The following is a 20,613-nucleotide window of genomic DNA, read 5'->3' as shown; positions in this document are numbered from 1 at the left end:
GCGTTTAGGGCTTGGGGATGCGGATGCGGCTGATCATCAGCGAACCGGAGATGGCGTAGACCAGCACGAGCGGATGCAGCACGAACCCGCCGATGCGCGCCGAGCCGAACCACATGTTCTCGCCGATCGCGCCCAGCGCCGCTCCGACTGTCAGCAGCAGCACGATCAGGAAGGACGTGGGAATGGGCGTGCCTTCGAAATGCGTGACCTTGCCGGCGGCGCCCGACATCTCTTCCGTCGTCACGTTGTAGCGCGCGAGACGTGACACGCCGCACGCCACGAAATACGCCAGGATCACGCGGTCATACAGGCCGCGCATGCCGAAGCCATACGCGATGATCGCCGGCGCGACGCCGAACGAGATCACGTCCGCGAGCGAATCCAGTTCCTTGCCGAGCAGCGACGCCTTCTGACGCCACCGCGCGATGCGTCCGTCGAGCACGTCGAAGACGAGCGCCGCGAACACCAGTGCGCAGGCGAGATAGATGTGCAGGACATCGGAATCGTCGAGATAGGACATCGCCGAGAACAGCGCACCCGTACCGCATACCGCGTTGCCCAGCGTGAACCAGTCGGCCAGGTGGAAATCGCGGATCATCGAGAATCGTTTCATTCGTATTGTTTGTTCGTGGCGTTCGTGGCGTGCGGGACGTTCAGGCAGTGTCCGATGCAGGCGCCGCGTGGCCCGGTGAAAGGCCGTTGGAGTCTATCACTGCGTTCCCGTTCAACGATTGATCGAAGGCGAGCATGCCCCATGCCCGGCAAACCTGTACGTGAACGTACAGGTTTGCGTTATACTGCGACGCATCGTTTCCTGTCATTCGTCATGTCCACGCCCTCCGCGCTCCTCACCATCCGCGACGCCGCCGAACGCCTGCAAGTCACCCCGCGCACGCTCAAGTACTACGAGGAACGCGGGCTCGTCACGCCGAGCCGCAGTGAAGGACGTTACCGGCTGTACAGCGAAGAGGATCTGGAACGCTTCGCGCGCATCCTGCGGCTGCGTTCACTCGGCTTCTCGTTGCAGGGCATCGTCGAGATGCTCAAGCGGCCGATGGAAACGCTCGGCGAAGGCCGTACCGGTTATTCGAGCGCATCGCTGCGCGAGATCGAGCAGGCGCTGTCGCAGCAGATCGAAGCGGTGGACGCGCGCATCGCGGGCGTGCGGCGCGAGTTGAAGGAAGCGCAGGCGGTGCGCAAGGATCTCGCCGACGACCTCGACTACCTGCGGCGGCGCATCGCGGGCGAAAGCAAGGAAGCGCTGTTGCAGGAGCGGCTGGCCGCGCGCAAGCCGCGCAAACCCGCGAGCGCGGGAGACGATGACGCATGAGCTCGGCATCGTTCGGCTTGCCGGGAAGGATCGCGGAGAGGCTGCGGACGGATTCCTTCGCGTGGGCCATTGCGCTGGCAACGGGCCTCGACTACTTCGACAACGCCGTCTTCTCGTTCTTCACGAGCACCATCGCGGGCGGCATCAACGCTTCGTCCGATGAACTCGTCTGGGCCTCCAGCGCGTATGCGGTCGCGTCGGTGCTCGGCATCCTGCAGCAGCAATGGTGGATCGAACGGATCGGCAACCGTCGATACATCGCCGGCTGTCTGCTGCTGTTCGCAGCGGGCGCGGTCGCGGCCACGTTCGCCGAGTCCGCGCTCGAACTGGCGCTCGTGCGCGGCTTCCAGGGTTATTTCATCGGCCCGATGATGAGCGCCGCGCGCATCCTGATCCAGACGCGCTTCACGCCGCAACTGCGCCCGCCCGCGACGCGCCGTTTCCTCAACATGATCCTGCTCGGCACCGCGCTCGCGCCGCTGTGCGGCGGCTATCTCGTCGCGTGGCTCGGCTGGCGCGCGCTGTTCACCTGCACGGCAATCGGCGGCGCCACGCTCGCGCTGCTCGCTTTCCTCGCCGTGCCTTCGACCGGCCGCGTACAGCCCGAAGAACGCGGCGACACCCATTTCTGGCCTTACATCATCTTCGCGTTCGCGCAGGGCGCGTTGCAGATCGTCATGCAGCAAGTGCGCTTCGAGTTGTTCAGCGGCTCGCCCGAACTCATCGTGCTGACGGCCTCCGGCGTGCTCGCGCTCGGCTGGTTCGTCTGGCATCAGTGGCATCATCCGCGTCCGCTGCTGCGCCTTCAGGCCTTGCGCGAGAAGACGTTTCAAGTGGGCATCGTGCTGTACATCGGGTTCTACTACATCAACAACGCGATGAGCTTCCTCGTCTCGCGTCTGCTGGAAGGCGGGCTGCGTTATCCGGTGGAGAACGCGGGGCGGCTAGTCGGACTGACCTCGATGGTGTCGCTCGGCATGGCCGTAATCTACTTTCGCTATTCCGCGCGCATCAAGCACAAGAAGTGGCTCATCATGACCGGCTTCCTGATGGCCGCGTTCATCGGCGCGTGGATGGTCAGCCTGCCGCCCGACGTCAGCATGGGCTGGCTCATCGCCCCGATGATCCTGCGCGGCATGCTGCTGCTCTTCATCGCGCTGCCGGTCGCGAATCTCACCTTCCGCGTCTTCGCGATCGAGGAATACAGCCACAGCTATCGCTTCAAGAACATTGTCAAGCAGCTGACCTACTCGTTCTCCACCGCGACCATCATCATTCTCGAACAACATCGCGTGGCGCTGCATCAGACGCGGCTTGTCGAAACGATCAATCCGTACAACCCGGTCTTCGAGAATGCCTATCGAAGCCTGCTCGGCGGCTTCCTGAACAGCGGGCACAGTGCGTCCGAGGCCAGCAGTCTCGCGCTGGGCGAGATCAGCCGCCTCGTTGCGCAGCAAGCCAACTTCCTGAGTTCGCTCGATGGCTTCTACTATCTGATCGGCGTCGCGCTCGTCGCCGGGGCGGTGGCGGCCTGGCAGAAACGTATCGACTGAACCGGTTGCCGCGCAGGGCACCGAAGTATGATGTCCGCACGATCAACTTCCTGCCCTCGCCCCATGCTCCCGTCTGGTGACTCGTACGAAGCCGTCGCAGCGCAGTTCGAATGGCGCATCCCCGCGCGCTACAACATCGCGCAGGACGTCTGCGACAAATGGGCGGACGGCTCCGGCCGCCTGGCGCTGATCGTCGAAGCCGCTGATCACTCGCAGCAGCGCTATAGCTTCGATGACCTCAAGCGTCTTTCCAACCGCTTCGCCAACGCGATGAAGGCGCGGGGCGTCGAACGCGGCGACCGCGTCGCCATCTTCGTGCGGCAGTCGGTGGAAGCTGCCATTGCGCATCTCGCGGCGTACCGGATGGGCTGCATCGCCGTGCCGCTGTTCGCGCTGTTCGGCATGGACGCCATTGAATTCCGCCTCGGGCATTCGGGCGCGAAGGCCGTCATCACGGATGCCGAAGGCGCCGCGAAGATTGCGCAGATCCGCGCCGCCTTGCCTGATCTGCATCATGTGTTCTGTGCCGAATCGGACTTCTGGCCGGCGATCGAGGCCGCATCCGATGAACCGGCTTTGGTCGATACCGCCGCCGACGATCCCGCCGTCATCATCTATACCTCCGGCACGACCGGCAAGCCGAAGGGCGCGCTGCACGGGCATCGCATCTTGCCGGGCCATCTGCCGGGCGTGGAGATGTCGCAGCAATGCTTTCCCCTCGACGCCACGTTGTTCTGGACGCCCGCCGACTGGGCATGGATCGGCGGTCTGTTCGACGTGCTGATGCCTTCGTGGCATCACGGCGTGCCGGTACTGGCGCGCCGCTTCGACAAGTTCGACGGCGCCGCCGCGTATGACCTGCTCGCGCGGCATCAGGTGAGCCATACCTTCCTGCCGCCTACCGCGCTGAAGATGATGCGCGCGACGCCCGGTGCGAAGCCTGACGGTCTGGCGCTGCGTTCGGTGGCGAGCGGCGGGGAATCGCTTGGCGAGGAACTGCTGTCGTGGGGACGCGCGATGCTCGGCGTCACCATCAACGAGTTCTATGGACAGACCGAATGCAACATGGTGCTGTCATCGTGCGCGCGCTGGTTCGAGCCGCGCAGCGGCGCGATTGGCCGGGCGGTGCCGGGGCATCGCGTGGCCGTGGTCGATGATCACGGCGTACCGGTGCCCGACGGCACGCCGGGTCATATCGCCATTGAGAGGCCGGATCCGGTGATGTTCCTCGGCTACTGGCAGGACGAAGCCGCGACCGCGCAGAAGTTTCGCGGCGAGTTCCTGCTGACCGGCGATCTCGGCACCCTCGAAGACGGCTTCTTCCGCTTCCTCGGCCGCGACGACGACGTCATCACGAGCGCCGGTTATCGCATCGGGCCGGGACCGATCGAGGATTGTCTGATCCGGCATCCGGCGGTGCGCTTTGCGGCGGTCATCGGCGTGCCGGATGCGCGGCGCACGGAGATCGTGTGCGCGGTGGTCGTGCTCAACGAGGGCTTCGAACCCGGCGAAGCACTCGTGCGCGAATTGCAGGACCACGTGCGCACGCGGCTCGCCGCGCATGAATATCCGCGTGAAGTGCGCTTCGCCGCCGAACTGCCGATGACCGCGACAGGAAAGATCATCCGCAAGTCGTTGCGGGCGCAGTTCACGGCGGGCGAAGGCTAAGCGGCTTCCCGCAACATCTCCGCAACCGCCCTTAACGCAAGCAGATACCCCTGCGGCCCCAACCCGCAGATCACCCCGCGCGCCGCCAGCGAAACAAGCGAATGCCGATACTGCTCGTCGCGCTGATGGATATTCGTGATGTGCACTTCGATCACGGGCTTGCGGATGAGCTTGATGGCATCGAGCACGGGAATCGACGAGAAGGAGAAGCCGGCCGGATTGATGATCACGGCGGCGTCCTTCTCGAAGGCTTCCTGCAGCCAGTCCACCATGACGCCTTCGTGATTGGTCTGGCGAAACTCGCAGACAAGACCGAGTTCACCCGCGAGCGCTTCGGTGCGCGCCTGCACTTGCGCGAGCGTCGTGGTGCCGTAGAGATGCGGCTCGCGCTTGCCGAGCATGTTCAGGTTCGAGCCGTTCAGGACATGGACAGTGGGATTCATCAGCTTCGTCAGTTCAGTGTGATTGCAGGGAAGAAGGCGAGGACGCACCCGCGACTTCCGCCGCGGAGTCGGTACGGTTCATGTCGATGCCCAGCGTTTCCGGCGCGGTCAGGATCATCGCGAGCGAAATCAGGTTGAACACGACGCACACCGCCACCACGCCCCAGGGCGAGCCGTTGCAGACCGCGAAGAGCCACACCGCGAGCACGGGCATCGGGCCGCCGGCAACGAGATTCGCGCCCGTGTAAGCCAGCGCGGAGCCCGAATAACGCACGTTGGTCGGAAAGGCTTCGGCGAAGGCCACCGGCTGGATGCCGCTCTGGAACTGCGTGAAGCCGAGGAAGAAGCCCATGGCGAGCAGCATCGGCAGGAAGCTCTTCGTGTCGAGAATCTGGAAATACACGAACAGCATCAGCAGCGTGGCCGTCGAGCCGATGGCCAGCGCACGCCGCCTGCCGATCCGGTCGCTCAGCATGCCGCCCGCGAGCGCTCCGACGATCGCGCAGACGTTCGCGCCCATCAGCAGCAGGAAGCCGGTCTGCTTCGGCACGCCGAGCGTCTTGGTCACATAGCTCAGCGAGAACACGACGATCAGATAGAAGATCGCCGCCGGCCCGCAGAAGAACAGCATCCAGCGCAACACGGTGCGCCAGTGCAGGCGCAAGGCATCGCGCAACGGGCTGCCGACGTCCGCCACGTCGGTCTTCGAGAGCGCCACGAACGCAGGCGTCTCCGCCACGCGCAGCCGGATATACACGCCGACCACCACCAGCACGAAGCTCAGGATGAACGGAATGCGCCAGCCGTAGCTGTCGAAGGCCTCCGCCGACATCGTCGATGACAGGCCGAGCAGCACGCCGTTCGCCATGATCTGACTCAGCGGCGAGCACAGGCCGAGCAGGCCCGAGTACTTGCCGCGTGCATCCGGACTGGCGTGTTCGATCGCCATCAGTTGCGCGCCGGTCGATTCGCCGCCGAGCGCGAAGCCTTGCAAAATACGCAGAATCACCAGCAACAGCGGCGCCCATACGCCGATGCTCGCGTAGGTCGGCAGGAAGCCCATCAGCATCGACGCAAGGCCCATCACCGTAACAGTGCCGAGCATCAGATTGCGGCGGCCGAGCTTGTCGCCCAGGTGTCCGCAGATGATCGCGCCGAGCGGACGCGCCGCGAGCCCGACGCCGAACGTCGCGAGCGAGGCGAGCAGCGCGGAGGTCGCGTCCATCGACGGAAAGAACAGCTTCGGCAAGACGGTCGCGGCCAGTGCGCCGTACAGTGTGAAGTCGAACCATTCGAGCGCCGTGCCGATGGCGGCGGCCGTGACGGCGCGTGTACGCATCGACTGATGCGCTGGTGTTGGCGGTTGAGTCGCGGCTTGCATAGGTGTGTGTCTCCTCTCCATTTATCGCCGTGAAATCCGGCATGGCGCACAGATTATCAGCAGCGCTGGGACATCGTTCCAGGGTGGAATTTCATCCCGCCATATGCAATCATGCGGCTCTTCAAAGCATGACCCAGCAAGAGGAAGCAATGCCCGGCGTCACCGAAAGAACCATGGCGGTCCTCGAATTTCTCGCGACGCAAATGGAAGGCACACCGCTCGCGATGATCTCCGACCAGCTCGAAATTCCGCGCAGCGCGTGTCATCGGCTGCTGGTGGATCTGAAGCAATGCGGCTATGTCCGCCAGCTGCGCGAGCACGGCGACTACGTGCTCACCACGCGGCTCGTCGGTCTCGGGCTGAGCTATCTGGCGACGTCCGGCATCGTCGATATCGCGCAGAGCATGCTCGATCGCCTCGCCGAACAATCGGGTGAACTGGTGCGGCTGGCCATCGTGGACGGCGACCGCCTCACGTGGGTCGCGAAGGCGCAAGGCGCGCTCAAGGGCCTGCGCTACGACCCGGACATGGGCATGGACACCATCCTCTCGTGCAGCGCGACCGGCCACGCCTGGATGATGACGATGAGCGACGAACGCGCGCTCGAACTCGTGTCGCGCCAGGGCTTCGGCACGCCGAAGCAGTACGGCCCGCGCGCCCCGACCACCGTGACCGGCCTGCTCGAATTCGTGCATGCGGCCCGCACGCGCGGCTACGCGACCATCAACGAGGTCTTCGCGCCGGGCATGACGGCAATGGCCGCGCCGGTGCAGCGGCGCGGCCATCGGGCGATCGGCGTCATCAGCATCGCGGGGCCGCTGATCCGGCTCACCGAGAAACGCATGGCCACGCTCGGCCCCACCTTGCTCGCCGCAGCGAACGAACTGGCGGCGGCCAGTCTCGCCTCGCCGCTGTTCAGCAACACGCGCTGAAGGACATGCGATGAACCTGCGCCGTGTCCTCGTTCTAGCGAGCCTGATGGGCTTCAGTGCCGCATCGTGGGCGGCGAGCCTGGCGATCAACGTCGGCGGTGAGCGCTCGCTCACGACCGAGCAGTTGCTCGCGCGTCCCGACGCCGCCACCATCCACGTTCCGAACGACGTCGTCTTTCATCGCACGATGACCTATCGGGCCGTGCCCTTGCGCGCGCTGCTCGGCGTCAACGCGCTGCCTGCGGAACAGGAACTCCAGATCACCGCCAGCGACGGCTTCGTCACACATCTTTCTCCGCAACTGCTGTTCGGCCAGCCCGGCAAGCGCGCGGAACCCTGGCTCGCCATCGAGACGCCGGACGCGCCCTGGCCGCGCCTGGCCGAAGGCGGCGACATCGGTCCGTTCTATGTCGTGTGGCTGGATCCGGCGTTGTCGGGTGTGTCGAGCGAGCAATGGCCCTACAAGGTCGATTCGATCCGCGTCGCGCCGACGCTCGCCGCGCGTTGGCCGCAACTCGCGGTCGATCGAAGCGTGCCGGCAAATTCGCCCATCCGGCGCGGCCAGGCCGTGTTCGTGACGCAATGCATCGTGTGCCACAAGATGAACGGCGCCGGCGATGCCTCGATGGGCCCCGATCTCAATCTCCCGCACAACCCCACCGAATATTTCCAGCCGTGGGTGTTGCAATCCTTCATCCGCAATCCGAAGTCGATCCGCGCGTGGCAGGACATGAAAATGCCCGCCTTCGACCAGAACGCCATCAGCGACAGCGATCTCGACGCCCTCGTTGCCTATCTCGGCTACATGGCAAAACACCGGAAGTAAGCAGGCACTGCGGGAAATCCCCCACGGTTCAACCGGCTCACTTTGCATACAATGATCCCGTCGAACGCGTGAAAAAGGTGTCATGTGGCCGAATCTCAGCAAGTTTTGCATACAACTTCGCCGGAACCCGCGCGCTCGGCCGACGACGTCTATCTCGCGATCAAGGAGGCGCTCGCCGGCGGCCAGTACGGCGCGGGCCAGTATCTGCGCGAGGAGCAACTTGCCCGCAGCCTCGGCGTGAGCCGCACACCGGTGCGCGAGGCGCTGCGCCGCCTCGACGCCGAAGGCTGGGTCGAAACCCGCCCGAACTACGGCGTACGGGTCAAGGCGTGGACGCTGCAGGATGCGCGCGAGATCTTTGAAGCGCGCCTGCTGGTCGAGCCGTATCTCACGGGCCGCGCGGCGCTTGGGATCGGTGCGCCGGACATCGTGCATCTGAAAACGCTGGCCGACGCGATGTTCGCCATCACGCAGCATCCATCCACGCCCGAATCCTGCGAGGCCTGGTTCGCCGCCAACGGCGAGTTCCACGCCATCATCACGGCGGCCGCCAACAATGCGCGGCTCGACCGCTCGCTCAAGTCGATGAAGGAAACGCCGCTCATCAAGTGGACCTTCGACACCTATAGCGACGTGGACCGCGAACGCAGCGCGCGCCAGCATTTCGAAATCGTCATGGCGCTCGAACAACGCAACGTCGCGTGGGCGGAAGCCATCACGCGCTGCCATATTCTTGCCGCCGAAAAGGCGGTGCTCGACCGTTACGACAGGGAGCATGCGGCATCCGCATGACGCGTCGCGCATGACCGTCGAGCAGCAACAGCATTGATGAACCGTCGTTGAAAAAGTCGCTTGGACGACAGAGGAGACACGACATGCCGGGCGCCGAAGGCACCACCACCGCTGACACCACCGTCAGCACCGTCAATGCCGGTCCGCGTCTGGACCGGCTGCCGATTTCCGGCTTTCACAAGCGCGTGCTATGGCTGATCGGCGCGGGCATGTTTCTCGATTCGTTCGACGTCTATCTCGCAGGCGGCGTGCTCGGCGCGCTCACCAAGACGGGCTGGTCGAACCTGCAGCTGAACGCCGCGTTTCTCTCGTCGACCTTCATCGGCATGCTGCTCGGCGCCTTCGCGGCCGGCGTGCTCGGCGACGCGAAGGGCCGCAAGTTCACGTATCAGTTCAATCTCGCGGTCTTCGGGCTGGCCTCGATTGCGGGCGCCTTCGCGCCGAACATGACGTGGCTCATCGTGTGCCGCTTCTTCATGGGGCTCGGGCTGGGCGCGGAGATCGTGGTCGGCTATGGCTCGATCGGCGAATTCATGCCGCCCGCCGTGCGCGGCAAGTGGTCGGCGATGCTGTCGCTGATGACGAATTCCGCGCTGTTCTTCTCGACCTTCCTCGGCTACCTGATCATTCCGTCGATTGGCTGGCGCGCGATGTTCGCCATGGTCGGCGTTGGCGCGATGATCGTGTGGGTGATCCGCAAGAAAATGCCGGAATCGCCGCGCTGGCTCGAATCGAAAGGCCGCTACGAAGAAGCCGAAGCGATCCTGCGCGCCGCCGAGGAAGAGTCGTCGCGCGCCGCGCCGCTGCCGCCCATCGCCGACGTGCCCCGCACCGTCACGCGCAAGACCACGCTGCTCGAACTCTTCGGGCCGGCGCAGATTCGCCGCACCTTCGTGTCCATCGTCGTACAGGTGGCGGTCAACATGGTCATCTACGGCTTTATCGTCTGGGTGCCGACCTTCCTGATGAAACAGGGCATCGGCATGGCGTCGTCGCTGGGCTATTCGTCGCTGATGGCGCTCGGCGGACCGGCGGGCGCGCTGCTCGGCGTGTTCCTCGCCGACCGCATCGGCCGCAGGAACGGGCTCATCGTGGTCTCGGCGCTGGCGGCGGTGGTCGGCTGGCTGTACGGACATTCGACCGGCGTCGAGATGGCGACGCTGCTCGGCTTCCTGCTGTTCACGCTCACCTATCTGCTCGTTGCGCTCGGCATCGCCACGTATATTCCCGAACTGTTCGCGACCGAGAACCGCATGCGCGCCAACGGCATCGCGGGCTGCGCGGGACGCATCACGGGCATCTTCGCGCCGCAGCTCGTCGTCGTGATGTACACGGCGGGCGGCGTCAAGGACGTGCTGTCGATGATCATCGGCACGCTGGTCGTGATGACCGTCGTGCTGGCGGTATTCGGCATCGAGACGAACCGGCGCTCGCTGGAAGACATCGCGCCGTCGCTCGAACCTGGCGACCCGCTTGCCCGCTCGCCGCTTTCGCACGAATCGCAGCGCTGATCCTTACTTTACATCGTCACGAAAGGAAGACCTCATGAGCGTCACACACGAAAGCAAGCGCCAGGCGCTGAAAGCGCGTTTCGCGCGCAAGGACCTCGTCACCGCGCCGGGCATCTTCGACATGATCTCCGCGAAGATGGCCGATTCCATGGGCTTCGAATGCCTGTACATGACCGGCTTCGGCACGGTGGCGTCGTACCTCGGCCTGCCGGACGCGGGCCTCGCCACCTACACCGACATGGTCAACCGCGTCGCGGCCTTCTGCGGCGGCACGAATACGCCGATGATCTGCGACGGCGACACCGGCTACGGCGGCCTGCTCAACGTCGCGCATACGGTGCGCGGCTATGAGCAGGCGGGCGCGGCGGGCATTCAGTTGGAAGACCAGGAGTTTCCGAAGAAGTGCGGCCACACGCCGGGCCGTCGCGTGATTCCGCTGGAAGACATGGTGCGCAAGATCAAGGTCGCCGCGGAAAGCCGCAGCGACAGCAACTTCCAGATCATCGCGCGTACCGATGCGCGCACCTCGCTCGGTCTCGATGAAGCGCTGCGCCGTGCCGAAGCATTCGCGAAGGCGGGCGCGGACGTGCTGTTCATCGAATCGCCGGAGAGCGTCGAGGAACTGGAGAAGATTGGCCGCAGCTTCGACCAGCCGCTGCTGGTGAACGTGGTGGAAGGCGGACGCACGCCGCAGCTTGCGCCCGACGAGTTCCAGAAACTCGGCTTCACACTGGCGATCTATCCGGCGACGGGCTTCCTGACCGCCGCGAAGGCGCTCAAGGACGCGTACGGACAGATCCTCGCCCGCAAGAACACGGAGAGCGCAGCGGACGCGATGTATCCGTTCTCCGCGATGTGCGAACTGATGGGCTTCCCGGATGTCTGGGCTTTCGATCGCGCACACGCGGATTGAGGTTCAGACGCGCCGCTTGAGATCGGCGAGCAGCGCGACCAGCTGGTCCGCGTGCTCGTCGGTCGTGCGCCACGACGACACGCTGATCCGGAACGCGGGCCGCCCCTGCCACACGGTGGCGCCGAACCAGGTATCGCCGGAGGCCTGCGCCGCCTGACGGATCGCGACGGTCTGCTCGTCGGTCGCGGCGCGCGCCAGCACTTGATTGATCACCACACGATTGAGCACCTCGTAGCCCGCCTCGCGCAAGCCCTCGGCGATTCGTGAAGCCTGCGCGCAATGCCGCTCGATCATCGTCGCGACACCCGCGCGCCCGAGCGAGCGCAACGCCGCCCAGACCGGAATGCCGCGCGGCCTGCGTGAGAACTCCAGCGTCAGGTTTTTCTGCGCGTCCGGCGCGCCGGTCAGGTAGACGGCATCGCTGTTCATCGCGGAAGCGAGCGCGGCGGCGTCGCGGCAGATCACCATGGCGCCGTCATAAGGCGTGTTCAGCCACTTGTGGCCGTCCGTGGTCCAGCTGTCCGCGCCGTCGATGCCGTCCGTCAGAAACGCCTTCGACGACGCCCGCGCCCACAAGCCAAATGCGCCATCCACGTGTACCCACGCGCCCGCCGCTTTTGCGTGCGGCACGAGCATGGCGAACGGATCGAACTCGCCGGTGTTCACTTCGCCGGCCTGCATGCAGAAGATGGTCATGTCGTCGAGCGGCGGCACGCGTTCGGGATCGATGCGCCCGTATTCGTCCGCCGGCGCGACGATCACGCGCTTCATGCCGAAGCCCAGGATGCGCAGCGCCTTCCTGACGGTGATGTGCGCCATCTCTGAGATCACCACTTTCACTTCGGGCGCGCCGATCAGCCCGTCCGCGTCGAAGTCCCAGCCTTTGCGCGCCAGCAACGCCCGGCGCGCCGCGGCGATGGCCGCCATCGTGCAGGCGGTCGCGCTGGTGCCGAAGCCGACCGCGCTGCCCTCCGGCAACCTGAGTACATCCACGACCCAGCGCGCGGCAATGCGTTCGATGGTCGCCGAGACCGGCGAGTTGTCGAACGACGACGCGCATTGGTCCCACGCCAGCATCAGCCGTTCGGCCGCAGCAGCGGCAGGCAGCGTCGCGCCGACGACAAAGCCGAAGTATCGCGGGCCGTTGGATACCGCCGTGGCGGGAGAGCCTTTTTCGTCGAGCAGCCGAAGGCCATCGGACGGCGGGTGGCCGTGATCGGGCAAGGGCTCGTCGAAGGCTTCGAGGCCGGCGAGTGCCGCGGCATCGGGAAACACGCGGCGCGTGGCGGCGGATTCGAGATAGCGGCGGGCGCGGTCGTTGGCGTCGGCGAGCAGCGTGAGTTCGTCCATGCGAATCCTGGCTATGTCGGAAAGAAGCTCATTGTCACCTGCGCGCGCCGATCGTGCGCGCATCGCCAGATTGCAGCCTGAAGTCAGCTAATAGTTGATGGTTGTCTATGAACAGATTACTTCTGGATTACTCTCAAAATAACTCCGGCCTATATTTTCAATTCATATTTACCCTTGATTCGATTCATTCCTTTTGATGCCAGTCATCTCATTGAATCTCTCGAAAAAGCACACTTCGAGGAGGAGCATGAATTTCACTTTATATCCGTCGGTCGATATCGTTGATTCGAATGCATTGACTTCCCGAACCGCGATTGCCGCCACGCTCGGTCAGGACATGAAAGCAGAGCAGCTGGGCAGTCCCGTCGATCTGGCGCTTGCCTTTCAGGACGCGGGCGCGCGCTGGATTCACGTGGTCGACCTGGATGCCGCCGCAGGCAAGGGAAACAACCGGCATCTGATCATCGAACTATTGAAGCGGGTTAAAGCCAACGTGCAGGTCTGCGGCGGAATCAGGACTGAAACTGACGTTGCCCAATTAATCGACGCGGGATGCGCCCGGATCAATATCGGCACGGCGGCGCTCGAAAATCCGCATTGGTGCGAAAGTCTTTTCAGGCGATATGGCGAAAAGATTGCCATTGCATTGGACGTCCGCGAGTCGGATTCCGGTTATACGCTGACCAGCCGCGGCTGGAATGACGAATCGGGAGACTTGTGGCCGAAACTGGCGACACTGGATGAACTCGGATGCCCGCGCTACGTGGTGACTGACGTGAACCGGGGCGGAACCATGAATCACCCCAATCTTCGCCTGCTCGAAGCCATGAAGAAAAGAACCTGCAAGCCCGTCGTTTCCGGCGGAGGCGTGTCGAGCATCGAGGATATCGTCGCGCTCGAGGCTATTGGCGTGGAAGGAACGGTGCTGGGGCAGGCGCTGCATTGCGGCAGTCTGTCGTACGGCGAGATCGAAGCACAGCTAGGGCAGATTGCGACCGTATGACCCGTTCATGGCTGAGCCGTTTCCCGAGCCTGTCCACGTTCGGCCTCCTCGGTGACATGAGAGGAGGCTTGCACGAGCTCGATCTGATTCACCGCGATGTGCGAGATTTTCCAGCGCTGATCGGCACGCACGACAGCGGCATGGCATCGCGCTCGAAAAACTATTATCGAACGGCGAGCGGCCGCGACCTGCTGGAAGAAATCCTCGTCCTTTCTGCAATCAACGAGAACCTCGAATGCGATAACAACCTGTGCTCCCGCCCCGCCCGCTACATTCTCGCCGATCACCTTCTGAACAAGTTGCTGAGAATGCTTGATGCGTGTCTGACAAAGCAGATCAGCAATGACGCGATCATTCCACTCATCGATGCAATCAAGGAATACGCCGGACAACTGGTGGCGCTGCTTCTCGGTTCGTCGCATGTGCCGCCCACCGCGCGCTTTTCCAGAGATGCCATGCCGCGCGAAGTACTGGATTCGGTGCCTCGGGTGTTTCTCGAAGGCGACAATCACGCACTGTCGATCTCGGCCGGCATGCTTTCACGGGAGGCGGAGTGGGATTGCTGCATCGGCATTTTGCTGGGCGGCGGTGCGCCGGCTGCGTTGCTTGCGGCCATTCATGACGCGCAACTGAACTTCCTGAAACTCTCTGCTTACGACGACTCCGAAAACAATTCGGACATGATCTGGGGAAGCAGTACTGCCCATTGCAAGAGAATTCGTCTCATCGACGATAACTGCGGCACGGGCAATACATTGAACCGGGCCGAAGAGATCCTGAATGCGGCGCCTGACGCGGTAGTCGGGCCCTGGGCTGCGGAACTGCACTGGGAAAAGATGCTTCGCGTCACGGGCTATCAGCATGACGAAGCCATTTTCGATGCGCAGCGGCTCGATACGCTCTCTCCCTGGAGTTTCAGACATCACCGCCTGCTCAGGAAATTTCCTGTCGCTGAGGATTCGAATCTCTACCACACGACGCTCGACCAATGGGCCGATTTCTCGACATCGCTGCTGTCGCTCGTCGACGATATCGGTGCGATGCCGGTCTCCATGGAACAGTCGAGACACGATATGGCGACGTTGAAAAACCGCCCGCGCGCGCCGGCCGGGTTCTTCGCACTCGTCCAGTCGTGTTCCTGCACACATAGCAAGATGCAATGAATAACGAAGCACATATTGTCTGGGACTGGAACGGTACGTTATTGAACGATGTGAGCATTGCCCTGGAAGCCACCAATCGCGCACTGCGACACTTCAAGCTTGGCGAGTTATCGCTCGAAGACTACCGCGCTCTCTACTGCGTCCCGGTACATGATTTCTACAGCAGCATTCTCGGAAGAGAAATTCTGGATGCCGAACTCGATGCCATCGGCGTGATCTTCAACGATTACTATCGGGATGCGATTCATCTCGCGCCATTGGCTCACGATGCACGCGAAGTTATCGCGAGCCGGACGAGTCAATCCATCTGCTCGCTGCTCAAACACCCCGTGCTTGCCGGCATGATCCGCCGTTTCGAAATCGATGCGTACTTTTGCTACGTTCACGGACGAGATCTTCCGCTTACGCGCAATGGCAAGCTCGATCACCTGGTCGCGCACATCGATTTGCTGAAAGAAACGCATGGCGTCGAGGCCGGTGCAATTGTCGTGATCGGCGACTCGATCGATGACGCACTGGCCGCGCGCGCTGCCGGTGTTCACGCTGTTCTGTATTCATCGGGGACCCATAGCCATGAACGCCTTTCACAAGTTGGCGTACCTGTCTCTCATTCCCTGATGCAAGCCGCGACGTTCGCCGACGCGATCGCGCTGGATCAATCTCTTTAGGAAGTCATTCATGTTTCATGCTGTAATGGGCCTGCAATTCGGGGATGAAGGCAAGGGCAAGTTCGTCGATTATCTTTCGCGGCGCTACAAGCATATCGCCCGTTTCAACGGCGGCGCGAATGCCGGACACACGGTGAATGTCGGTGAAACCAAGGCCGCGTTCTCGCAGATTCCCGCCACGCTCGAAGGCGCGAAGGAACTTTATGTATGCCAGGGTTCGCTGCTCAGTCTCGAAACCCTGGAACGCGAAATCGCCTATATCGAGTCCGTCCACCCCGACAACAAGATTCATATCGACCCCCGCTGTCATATCGTGTTGCCGATTCACGCCCGGCTGAACCGGGCGTCTGAGAACTTCAAGGGCGCGAAGAAGATTGGTTCGGTCGGCGTCGGCGTGGGCGCGTGTTTCGAGGACAAGTCGAACCGGCACGGCATCCGGCTGATCGACACGCGGAATCCCGACACGCTGCGGCAGCGGCTTTCATTGCTGTGGGATATCCGGAAGAAACAGATCGAACAGGTATTCGGGGGCACGCTGGACCTCGAATTCGATTGCGAGTTCGAAAAGCTTCTCGAACTCGGCAAGTCCGTCAGACACTACGAGTGTTTCACCGACGAAAAAATCAGCGCAGCACTGGCGGCTAACGAAGGCGTGTTGCTCGAAACATCGCAGGCGGCCTTTCTGGACTGCGCATTCGGCACGTATCCGTACACGGTCGCTTATCAAACGCTGCCGCAGAACTGCTTCGGCATGATGGGCATCCCTGCGCACAAGATGCATGTGCTAGGCGTCATGAAGGCTTATATGATCCGGGTGGGCAACGGGCCGTTTCCCACGGAACTCGACGATGAGCGCGCGGATTACATTCGCGAGCGAGGCCACGAATACGGCACGGTGTCGAAGCGGCCCAGACGATGCGGCTGGCTGGATCTGCCGCTGGTCGATCATGCGGTCAGGCTGGCAGGCGTGACGGAAATCGCCATCACCAATGTGGACGTGCTGGCCGGCATGAAGGAGATAACGGTTTGCACCGGCTATAGCCTGAATGGACGCGCGGTGTCGGCGAATGAGGCGCTGGTGCAATTCGAGGACGTCGAACCGGTCTATGAGCGTTTGCCTGGCTGGCCGCCATTGACCGGCCGATATGATTCAGTCGATGACTTTCCCGCCGAACTCAGGCATTACCTTGGTTTCATCCAGTCGCACCTGTCCGCGAAGATCCGCTTCGTTTCCTACGGCGCCGACCGCAGCGAAACCATCAGGATCGGCAGCCATCATCCATTGGCAATTGCCGAGCTGAGCGCATGATCGAGTACGTCACCGGATTCATGTTCTCCGAGTGCAAGCGCCACGTCGTGCTGGTGTCCAAGCTGAAGCCCGAATGGCAGCGCGGCAAGGTGAATGGCGTGGGCGGCAAGGTCGAGCCGGGCGAAACCGCCGCCGACGCCATGGCGCGCGAGTTCATGGAAGAAGCAATGGTCGCCTCGACGCCTGACGACTGGATCAACTACGTGCGACTTGTCAGGCCCGGTTCATACAGGATCGACTTCTTCTTCACGAGCAGCGCCGAGGCGTTTTCCGCGCGGCGCGGCGAATCCGAGGAGATCGGCATCTTCCCGGTCGACGCGCTGCCGGACAGCGTCATTCCCAACCTGCGCTGGCTGATCCCGCTCGCGCTGGAACCCGGCCTTCGCTTCGATGCGCCGCTCGACATCGTCGAAGCGGCGCACCCTTTGCACGCGCACCGCGTCCTGTCGGCGCTCAGCGAAAGATCGCGTTGAGATCGTTGCCCGCGGCGGCGTCCTTGAATCCGTCGAAACGGCCGTCGACGAGACCTTGCGCCGCGCGCATGAAACCGCCCCACGCGGCGCGCGCCAGTCCGCCGCCCACGCTGACGCGCCGCACGCCGAGCGCCGCGACCTGATCCAGCGTGAAGTCGGACACGCCGCCGATCAGGAGATTCACCGGCTTCGGCGCGACGGCCCGCACCACGGCCTCGATCTGCTCGCGCGTCTTGATGCCGGGCGCGTAGAGACAATCGGCGCCCGCTGCGGAATAAGCCTTGAGACGCGCGATGGCGTCGTCGATATCGGGCTTGCCGGCGAAGAAATTCTCCGCGCGCCCGACGAGCAGCGTATCGCCGCCCGTTTCATCGATCGCGCGCCGCGCCGCCTGCATGCGTTCCACCGCGACTTCGATGGCAAACAACGGCGCGGCTTCATCGCCAGTCGAATCCTCGATCGACAAACCCGCGACGCCCGTCGCCACCGCCAGCCTGACGCTTTCCGCGACCTCGGCCGAGGTCGCGCCGAAACCGCTTTCGAAGTCGGCGTTCACGGGCAGGTCCGTCGCGGCGACGATCTCGCGCAGGTGCGCCAGCACGTCATCGCGCGAGACGTGATTGTCCGCGTACCCGCACGACCAAGCGAAGCCGGAACTCGTCGTCGCGAGCGCCTTGAAACCAAGCGTTTCGAGATAGCGCGCGGAACCTGTATCCCAGGGATTGGGCAGCATGAAGCAGCCCGATTCGTGCAGCGCGCGAAAGGCCGCGCGCTTCTCGGCGGTGGTGCGGGGCATGACGTGTCTCCTGTCGATGTGCGAGCGTGAGCGTGAGCGTAGACAATACCCTCTCCGGCATCAACGCGCCCGCCATGAAAAACGGCGACCGGGGAAGGTCGCCGTTCGTCACGCCGGATGCCGGCCTGCGCTTACTTCCTCAACTCGTCTTCAACTCTTCTTCAGATCGTAGCGGTCGAGATCCATCACCTTGCTCCACGCGGCAACGAAGTCATTGACGAACTTCGCCTGGCCGTCCGCGCTGGCATACACCTCCGACAACGCCCGCAGCACCGAATGCGCGCCGAAGATCAGATCGACGCGGCTGCCGGTCCACTTGCGCTGCCCCGACTTGCGATCGCGGCCTTCGAACACATCGCGGCGGGACGACATCTGTTGCCACTCCGTGTTCATGTCGAGCAGGTTGACGAAGAAGTCGTTGGTCAGCGCTTCGGGCTTGTCGGTGAAGACGCCGTGCGCGCCGTTCCCCGATGACACCTTCAACGCCCGCAGTCCGCCCACGAGCGCGGTCATCTCCGGCGCGCTCAGCGTCAGCAGTTGCGCCTTGTCGATCAGCAGCGCCTCGACCGGCACCCGGATGCCGTCCTTGACGTAGTTGCGGAAGCCGTCGGCGACCGGTTCCATCGCCGACATCGAGAGGACGTCGGTCTGCTCCTGCGACGCATCCATGCGGCCCGGCGTGAACGGCACGGTCACCTGGTGCCCGGCCTGCTCCGCCGCTTTCTCGATGGCTGCGCCGCCCGCCAGCACGATCAGGTCGGCCATCGAGATGCGCTTGCCATCGGATTGCGCGCCGTTGAATTCGCCCTGAATGCCTTCGAGCGACTTCAGCACCTTCGCCAGCTGCTCGGGCTCGTTGACCTGCCAGTCCTTCTGCGGCGCAAGCCGGATGCGCGCGCCGTTCGCGCCGCCGCGCTTGTCCGAGCCCCGGAACGTGGACGCCGACGCCCATGCCGTCGACACCAGTTCCGCCACCGACAGCCCCGACGCCAGCACCTTCTGCTTGAGCGCCGCGACTTCCTGATCGGTCACGAGCGGATGATCGACGGCCGGAATCGGGTCTTGCCACAGCAGTTCTTCCTGCGGCACTTCCGGTCCGAGATAGCGGGCCTTCGGTCCCATGTCGCGATGCGTCAGCTTGAACCATGCGCGCGCGAAGGCATCGGCGAACTGGTCGGGGTTCTCCCAGAAACGCTTTGAAATCTTCGCGTATTCCGGATCGAAGCGCAGTGACAGGTCGGTGGTCAGCATCGTCGGCTTCAGCTTTTTCGACGCGTCGTACGCATGCGGAACGGTTTCGCCCGCGTCCTTCGCCACCCATTGATTCGCGCCGGCCGGGCTCTTGGTCAGCTCCCATTCGTAGCCGAAGAGGTTTTCCCAGAAACCGCTGCCCCATTTCGTCGGGGTCGTGGTCCAGGTCACTTCCAGACCGCTCGTGATGGTGTCCGCGCCCTTGCCGCTGCCGAAGCTGTTCTTCCAGCCGAGGCCCATGTTTTCGAGATCGGCGGACTCCGGCTCGGGACCGACGTTGTCGGCCGGACCCGCGCCGTGCGTCTTGCCAAAGGTATGTCCGCCCGCGATCAGCGCGACGGTTTCCTCATCGTTCATCGCCATGCGCGCGAAGGTCTCGCGGATGTCGTGCGCGGCGGCGAGCGGATCCGGATTGCCGTCCGGGCCTTCCGGATTGACGTAGATCAGGCCCATCTGCACCGCGCCGAGCGGATTTTCGAGATTGCGGCCGCCGTCGGTCCGGCTTTCTTCCTCGCCGTGCTTCTGTACGTCGGCGGTGATGACGCCCTGGTCGTCGTCATTGCCGGCTGCTCCCTTGCCGTAGCGCACATCGCCGCCGAGCCAGGTCTTTTCATTGCCCCAATAGACGTCCTGATCCGGCTCCCACGTGTCCTCGCGACCGCCGGCGAAGCCGAAGGTCTTGAAGCCCATGGTTTCCAGCGCGACATTGCCGGTCAGGATGATGAGGTCGGCCCAGGAAAGCTTCTGTCCGTATTTCTGCTTGATCGGCCAGAGCAGGCGACGGGCCTTGTCGAGACTGACGTTGTCGGGCCAGCTGTTGAGCGGCGCGAAACGTTGCTGGCCGCGGCCACCGCCTCCCCGGCCATCGCCGATGCGGTAGGTACCCGCGCTATGCCACGCCATGCGAATGAAGAGCGGACCGTAGTGGCCGAAGTCGGCGGGCCACCATTCCTGCGAGTCGGTCATCAATGCGGCAAGGTCTTTCTTGACCGCGGCGAGATCGAGACTCTTGAAGGCTTCGGCATAGTTGAAGCCGGTATCGAGTGGATTGGAATTGCCGGAGTGCTGATTCAACAGATCTACGCGTAGCTGCCTGGGCCACCAGTCACGGTTCGTCGTGCCGGTACCGGCGGCATGAGTAAACGGACACTTCGATTCGTTTGACATGCGCTATCTCCTTGCGAGGACGGTCCCACTAATTGTTCTGCTGTGCTCCTGCCTTGACGTCGGGTCCGGGGAATCCGCCCCGCA

At 63.5% G+C, this 20,613-nt stretch carries 19 protein-coding genes; 13 read left to right on the top strand and 6 right to left on the bottom strand.

Features of this window, described 5'->3' with window-relative positions:
- Window positions 1-4: 4 nt before the first annotated feature.
- Window positions 5-613: a CDP-diacylglycerol--serine O-phosphatidyltransferase gene (pssA, locus tag QCE64_RS20835; RefSeq protein WP_309818240.1), complete on the bottom strand. Its 609-nt coding sequence runs from the start codon at window positions 611-613 to the stop codon at window positions 5-7.
- Window positions 614-826: 213 nt separating this feature from the next.
- Here pssA and QCE64_RS20830 point away from each other — a divergent pair, with 213 nt between their 5' ends.
- From QCE64_RS20830 to QCE64_RS20820, 3 genes are all read left to right on the top strand, one after another.
- Window positions 827-1,330, top strand: coding sequence for a MerR family transcriptional regulator (locus tag QCE64_RS20830; protein WP_309923124.1), 504 nt, complete (start codon window positions 827-829; stop codon window positions 1,328-1,330).
- On the top strand, window positions 1,327-2,883 hold the full coding sequence (locus QCE64_RS20825; RefSeq protein ID WP_310005993.1) for an MFS transporter: 1,557 nt from the start codon (window positions 1,327-1,329) through the stop codon (window positions 2,881-2,883). Before QCE64_RS20830 ends, QCE64_RS20825 begins: the two co-directional genes overlap by 4 nt.
- Window positions 2,884-2,946: 63 nt before the next feature.
- On the top strand, window positions 2,947-4,551 hold the full coding sequence (locus tag QCE64_RS20820) for an acyl-CoA synthetase (protein ID WP_310005991.1): 1,605 nt from the start codon (window positions 2,947-2,949) through the stop codon (window positions 4,549-4,551).
- Here QCE64_RS20820 and QCE64_RS20815 read toward each other — a convergent pair.
- Complete coding sequence (locus QCE64_RS20815) at window positions 4,548-4,994, bottom strand: type II 3-dehydroquinate dehydratase (RefSeq protein WP_309923118.1); 447 nt, start codon at window positions 4,992-4,994, stop codon at window positions 4,548-4,550. The genes QCE64_RS20820 and QCE64_RS20815 overlap by 4 nt on opposite strands.
- 13 nt (window positions 4,995-5,007) lie before the next feature.
- On the bottom strand, window positions 5,008-6,333 hold the full coding sequence (locus tag QCE64_RS20810) for an MFS transporter (protein WP_309923117.1): 1,326 nt from the start codon (window positions 6,331-6,333) through the stop codon (window positions 5,008-5,010).
- A gap of 191 nt (window positions 6,334-6,524) precedes the next feature.
- On the opposite strand from QCE64_RS20810, the gene QCE64_RS20805 reads away from it, so the two are divergent.
- From QCE64_RS20805 to QCE64_RS20785, 5 genes are all read left to right on the top strand, one after another.
- The gene (locus tag QCE64_RS20805) at window positions 6,525-7,307 is read left to right on the top strand and encodes an IclR family transcriptional regulator (RefSeq protein ID WP_309923114.1); all 783 of its coding nucleotides are present in this window, start codon (window positions 6,525-6,527) and stop codon (window positions 7,305-7,307) included.
- Between the two features lie 10 nt (window positions 7,308-7,317).
- A complete protein-coding gene (locus QCE64_RS20800; protein ID WP_310005990.1) occupies window positions 7,318-8,133 on the top strand; it encodes a cytochrome c in 816 nt (271 codons plus the stop codon).
- Window positions 8,134-8,238: 105 nt separating this feature from the next.
- Window positions 8,239-8,925, top strand: coding sequence for a GntR family transcriptional regulator (locus QCE64_RS20795; RefSeq protein WP_310005987.1), 687 nt, complete (start codon window positions 8,239-8,241; stop codon window positions 8,923-8,925).
- Window positions 8,926-9,008: 83 nt separating this feature from the next.
- The gene (locus tag QCE64_RS20790; RefSeq protein WP_310005985.1) at window positions 9,009-10,436 is read left to right on the top strand and encodes an MFS transporter; all 1,428 of its coding nucleotides are present in this window, start codon (window positions 9,009-9,011) and stop codon (window positions 10,434-10,436) included.
- A 34-nt stretch (window positions 10,437-10,470) separates the two neighbouring features.
- Complete coding sequence (locus QCE64_RS20785; protein WP_309818230.1) at window positions 10,471-11,349, top strand: isocitrate lyase/PEP mutase family protein; 879 nt, start codon at window positions 10,471-10,473, stop codon at window positions 11,347-11,349.
- Between the two features lie 3 nt (window positions 11,350-11,352).
- Here QCE64_RS20785 and QCE64_RS20780 read toward each other — a convergent pair whose 3' ends face one another.
- Window positions 11,353-12,699, bottom strand: a complete 1,347-nt coding sequence (locus QCE64_RS20780) for a pyridoxal-dependent decarboxylase (RefSeq protein ID WP_310005983.1) — start codon at window positions 12,697-12,699, stop codon at window positions 11,353-11,355.
- Between the two features lie 247 nt (window positions 12,700-12,946).
- Here QCE64_RS20780 and QCE64_RS20775 point away from each other — a divergent pair, with 247 nt between their 5' ends.
- The 5 genes from QCE64_RS20775 to QCE64_RS20755 are packed head-to-tail and all read left to right on the top strand — an operon-like array spanning window position 12,947 to window position 17,315.
- Window positions 12,947-13,702 carry a HisA/HisF-related TIM barrel protein gene (locus tag QCE64_RS20775; RefSeq protein WP_309932975.1) on the top strand — a complete coding sequence of 252 codons (756 nt, stop codon included), beginning with the start codon at window positions 12,947-12,949 and terminating at the stop codon, window positions 13,700-13,702.
- Window positions 13,699-14,865, top strand: coding sequence for a hypothetical protein (locus QCE64_RS20770; protein WP_310005982.1), 1,167 nt, complete (start codon window positions 13,699-13,701; stop codon window positions 14,863-14,865). Before QCE64_RS20775 ends, QCE64_RS20770 begins: the two co-directional genes overlap by 4 nt.
- Window positions 14,862-15,533: an HAD hydrolase-like protein gene (locus tag QCE64_RS20765; RefSeq protein WP_309923102.1), complete on the top strand. Its 672-nt coding sequence runs from the start codon at window positions 14,862-14,864 to the stop codon at window positions 15,531-15,533. The genes QCE64_RS20770 and QCE64_RS20765 overlap by 4 nt, the downstream gene beginning before the upstream one ends.
- A 10-nt stretch (window positions 15,534-15,543) precedes the next feature.
- Window positions 15,544-16,842: an adenylosuccinate synthetase gene (locus QCE64_RS20760; RefSeq protein ID WP_310005980.1), complete on the top strand. Its 1,299-nt coding sequence runs from the start codon at window positions 15,544-15,546 to the stop codon at window positions 16,840-16,842.
- On the top strand, window positions 16,839-17,315 hold the full coding sequence (locus tag QCE64_RS20755) for an NUDIX domain-containing protein (protein WP_310005978.1): 477 nt from the start codon (window positions 16,839-16,841) through the stop codon (window positions 17,313-17,315). The genes QCE64_RS20760 and QCE64_RS20755 overlap by 4 nt, the downstream gene beginning before the upstream one ends.
- Here the strand turns inward: QCE64_RS20755 and QCE64_RS20750 are convergent.
- Both QCE64_RS20750 and katG read right to left on the bottom strand, forming a co-directional pair.
- The gene (locus QCE64_RS20750) at window positions 17,296-18,111 is read right to left on the bottom strand and encodes an isocitrate lyase/phosphoenolpyruvate mutase family protein (protein WP_309932966.1); all 816 of its coding nucleotides are present in this window, start codon (window positions 18,109-18,111) and stop codon (window positions 17,296-17,298) included. The genes QCE64_RS20755 and QCE64_RS20750 overlap by 20 nt on opposite strands.
- Before the next feature lie 150 nt (window positions 18,112-18,261).
- A complete protein-coding gene (gene katG, locus QCE64_RS20745) occupies window positions 18,262-20,529 on the bottom strand; it encodes a catalase/peroxidase HPI (RefSeq protein ID WP_310005976.1) in 2,268 nt (755 codons plus the stop codon).
- Window positions 20,530-20,613 lie beyond the last annotated feature (84 nt).

It is taken from the genome of Caballeronia sp. LZ043 (assembly GCF_031451075.1).
GTDB lineage: Bacteria > Pseudomonadota > Gammaproteobacteria > Burkholderiales > Burkholderiaceae > Caballeronia.
Note: the sequence above shows the minus strand (reverse complement) of the source record. Positions and strands in the feature narration are given on the sequence as shown.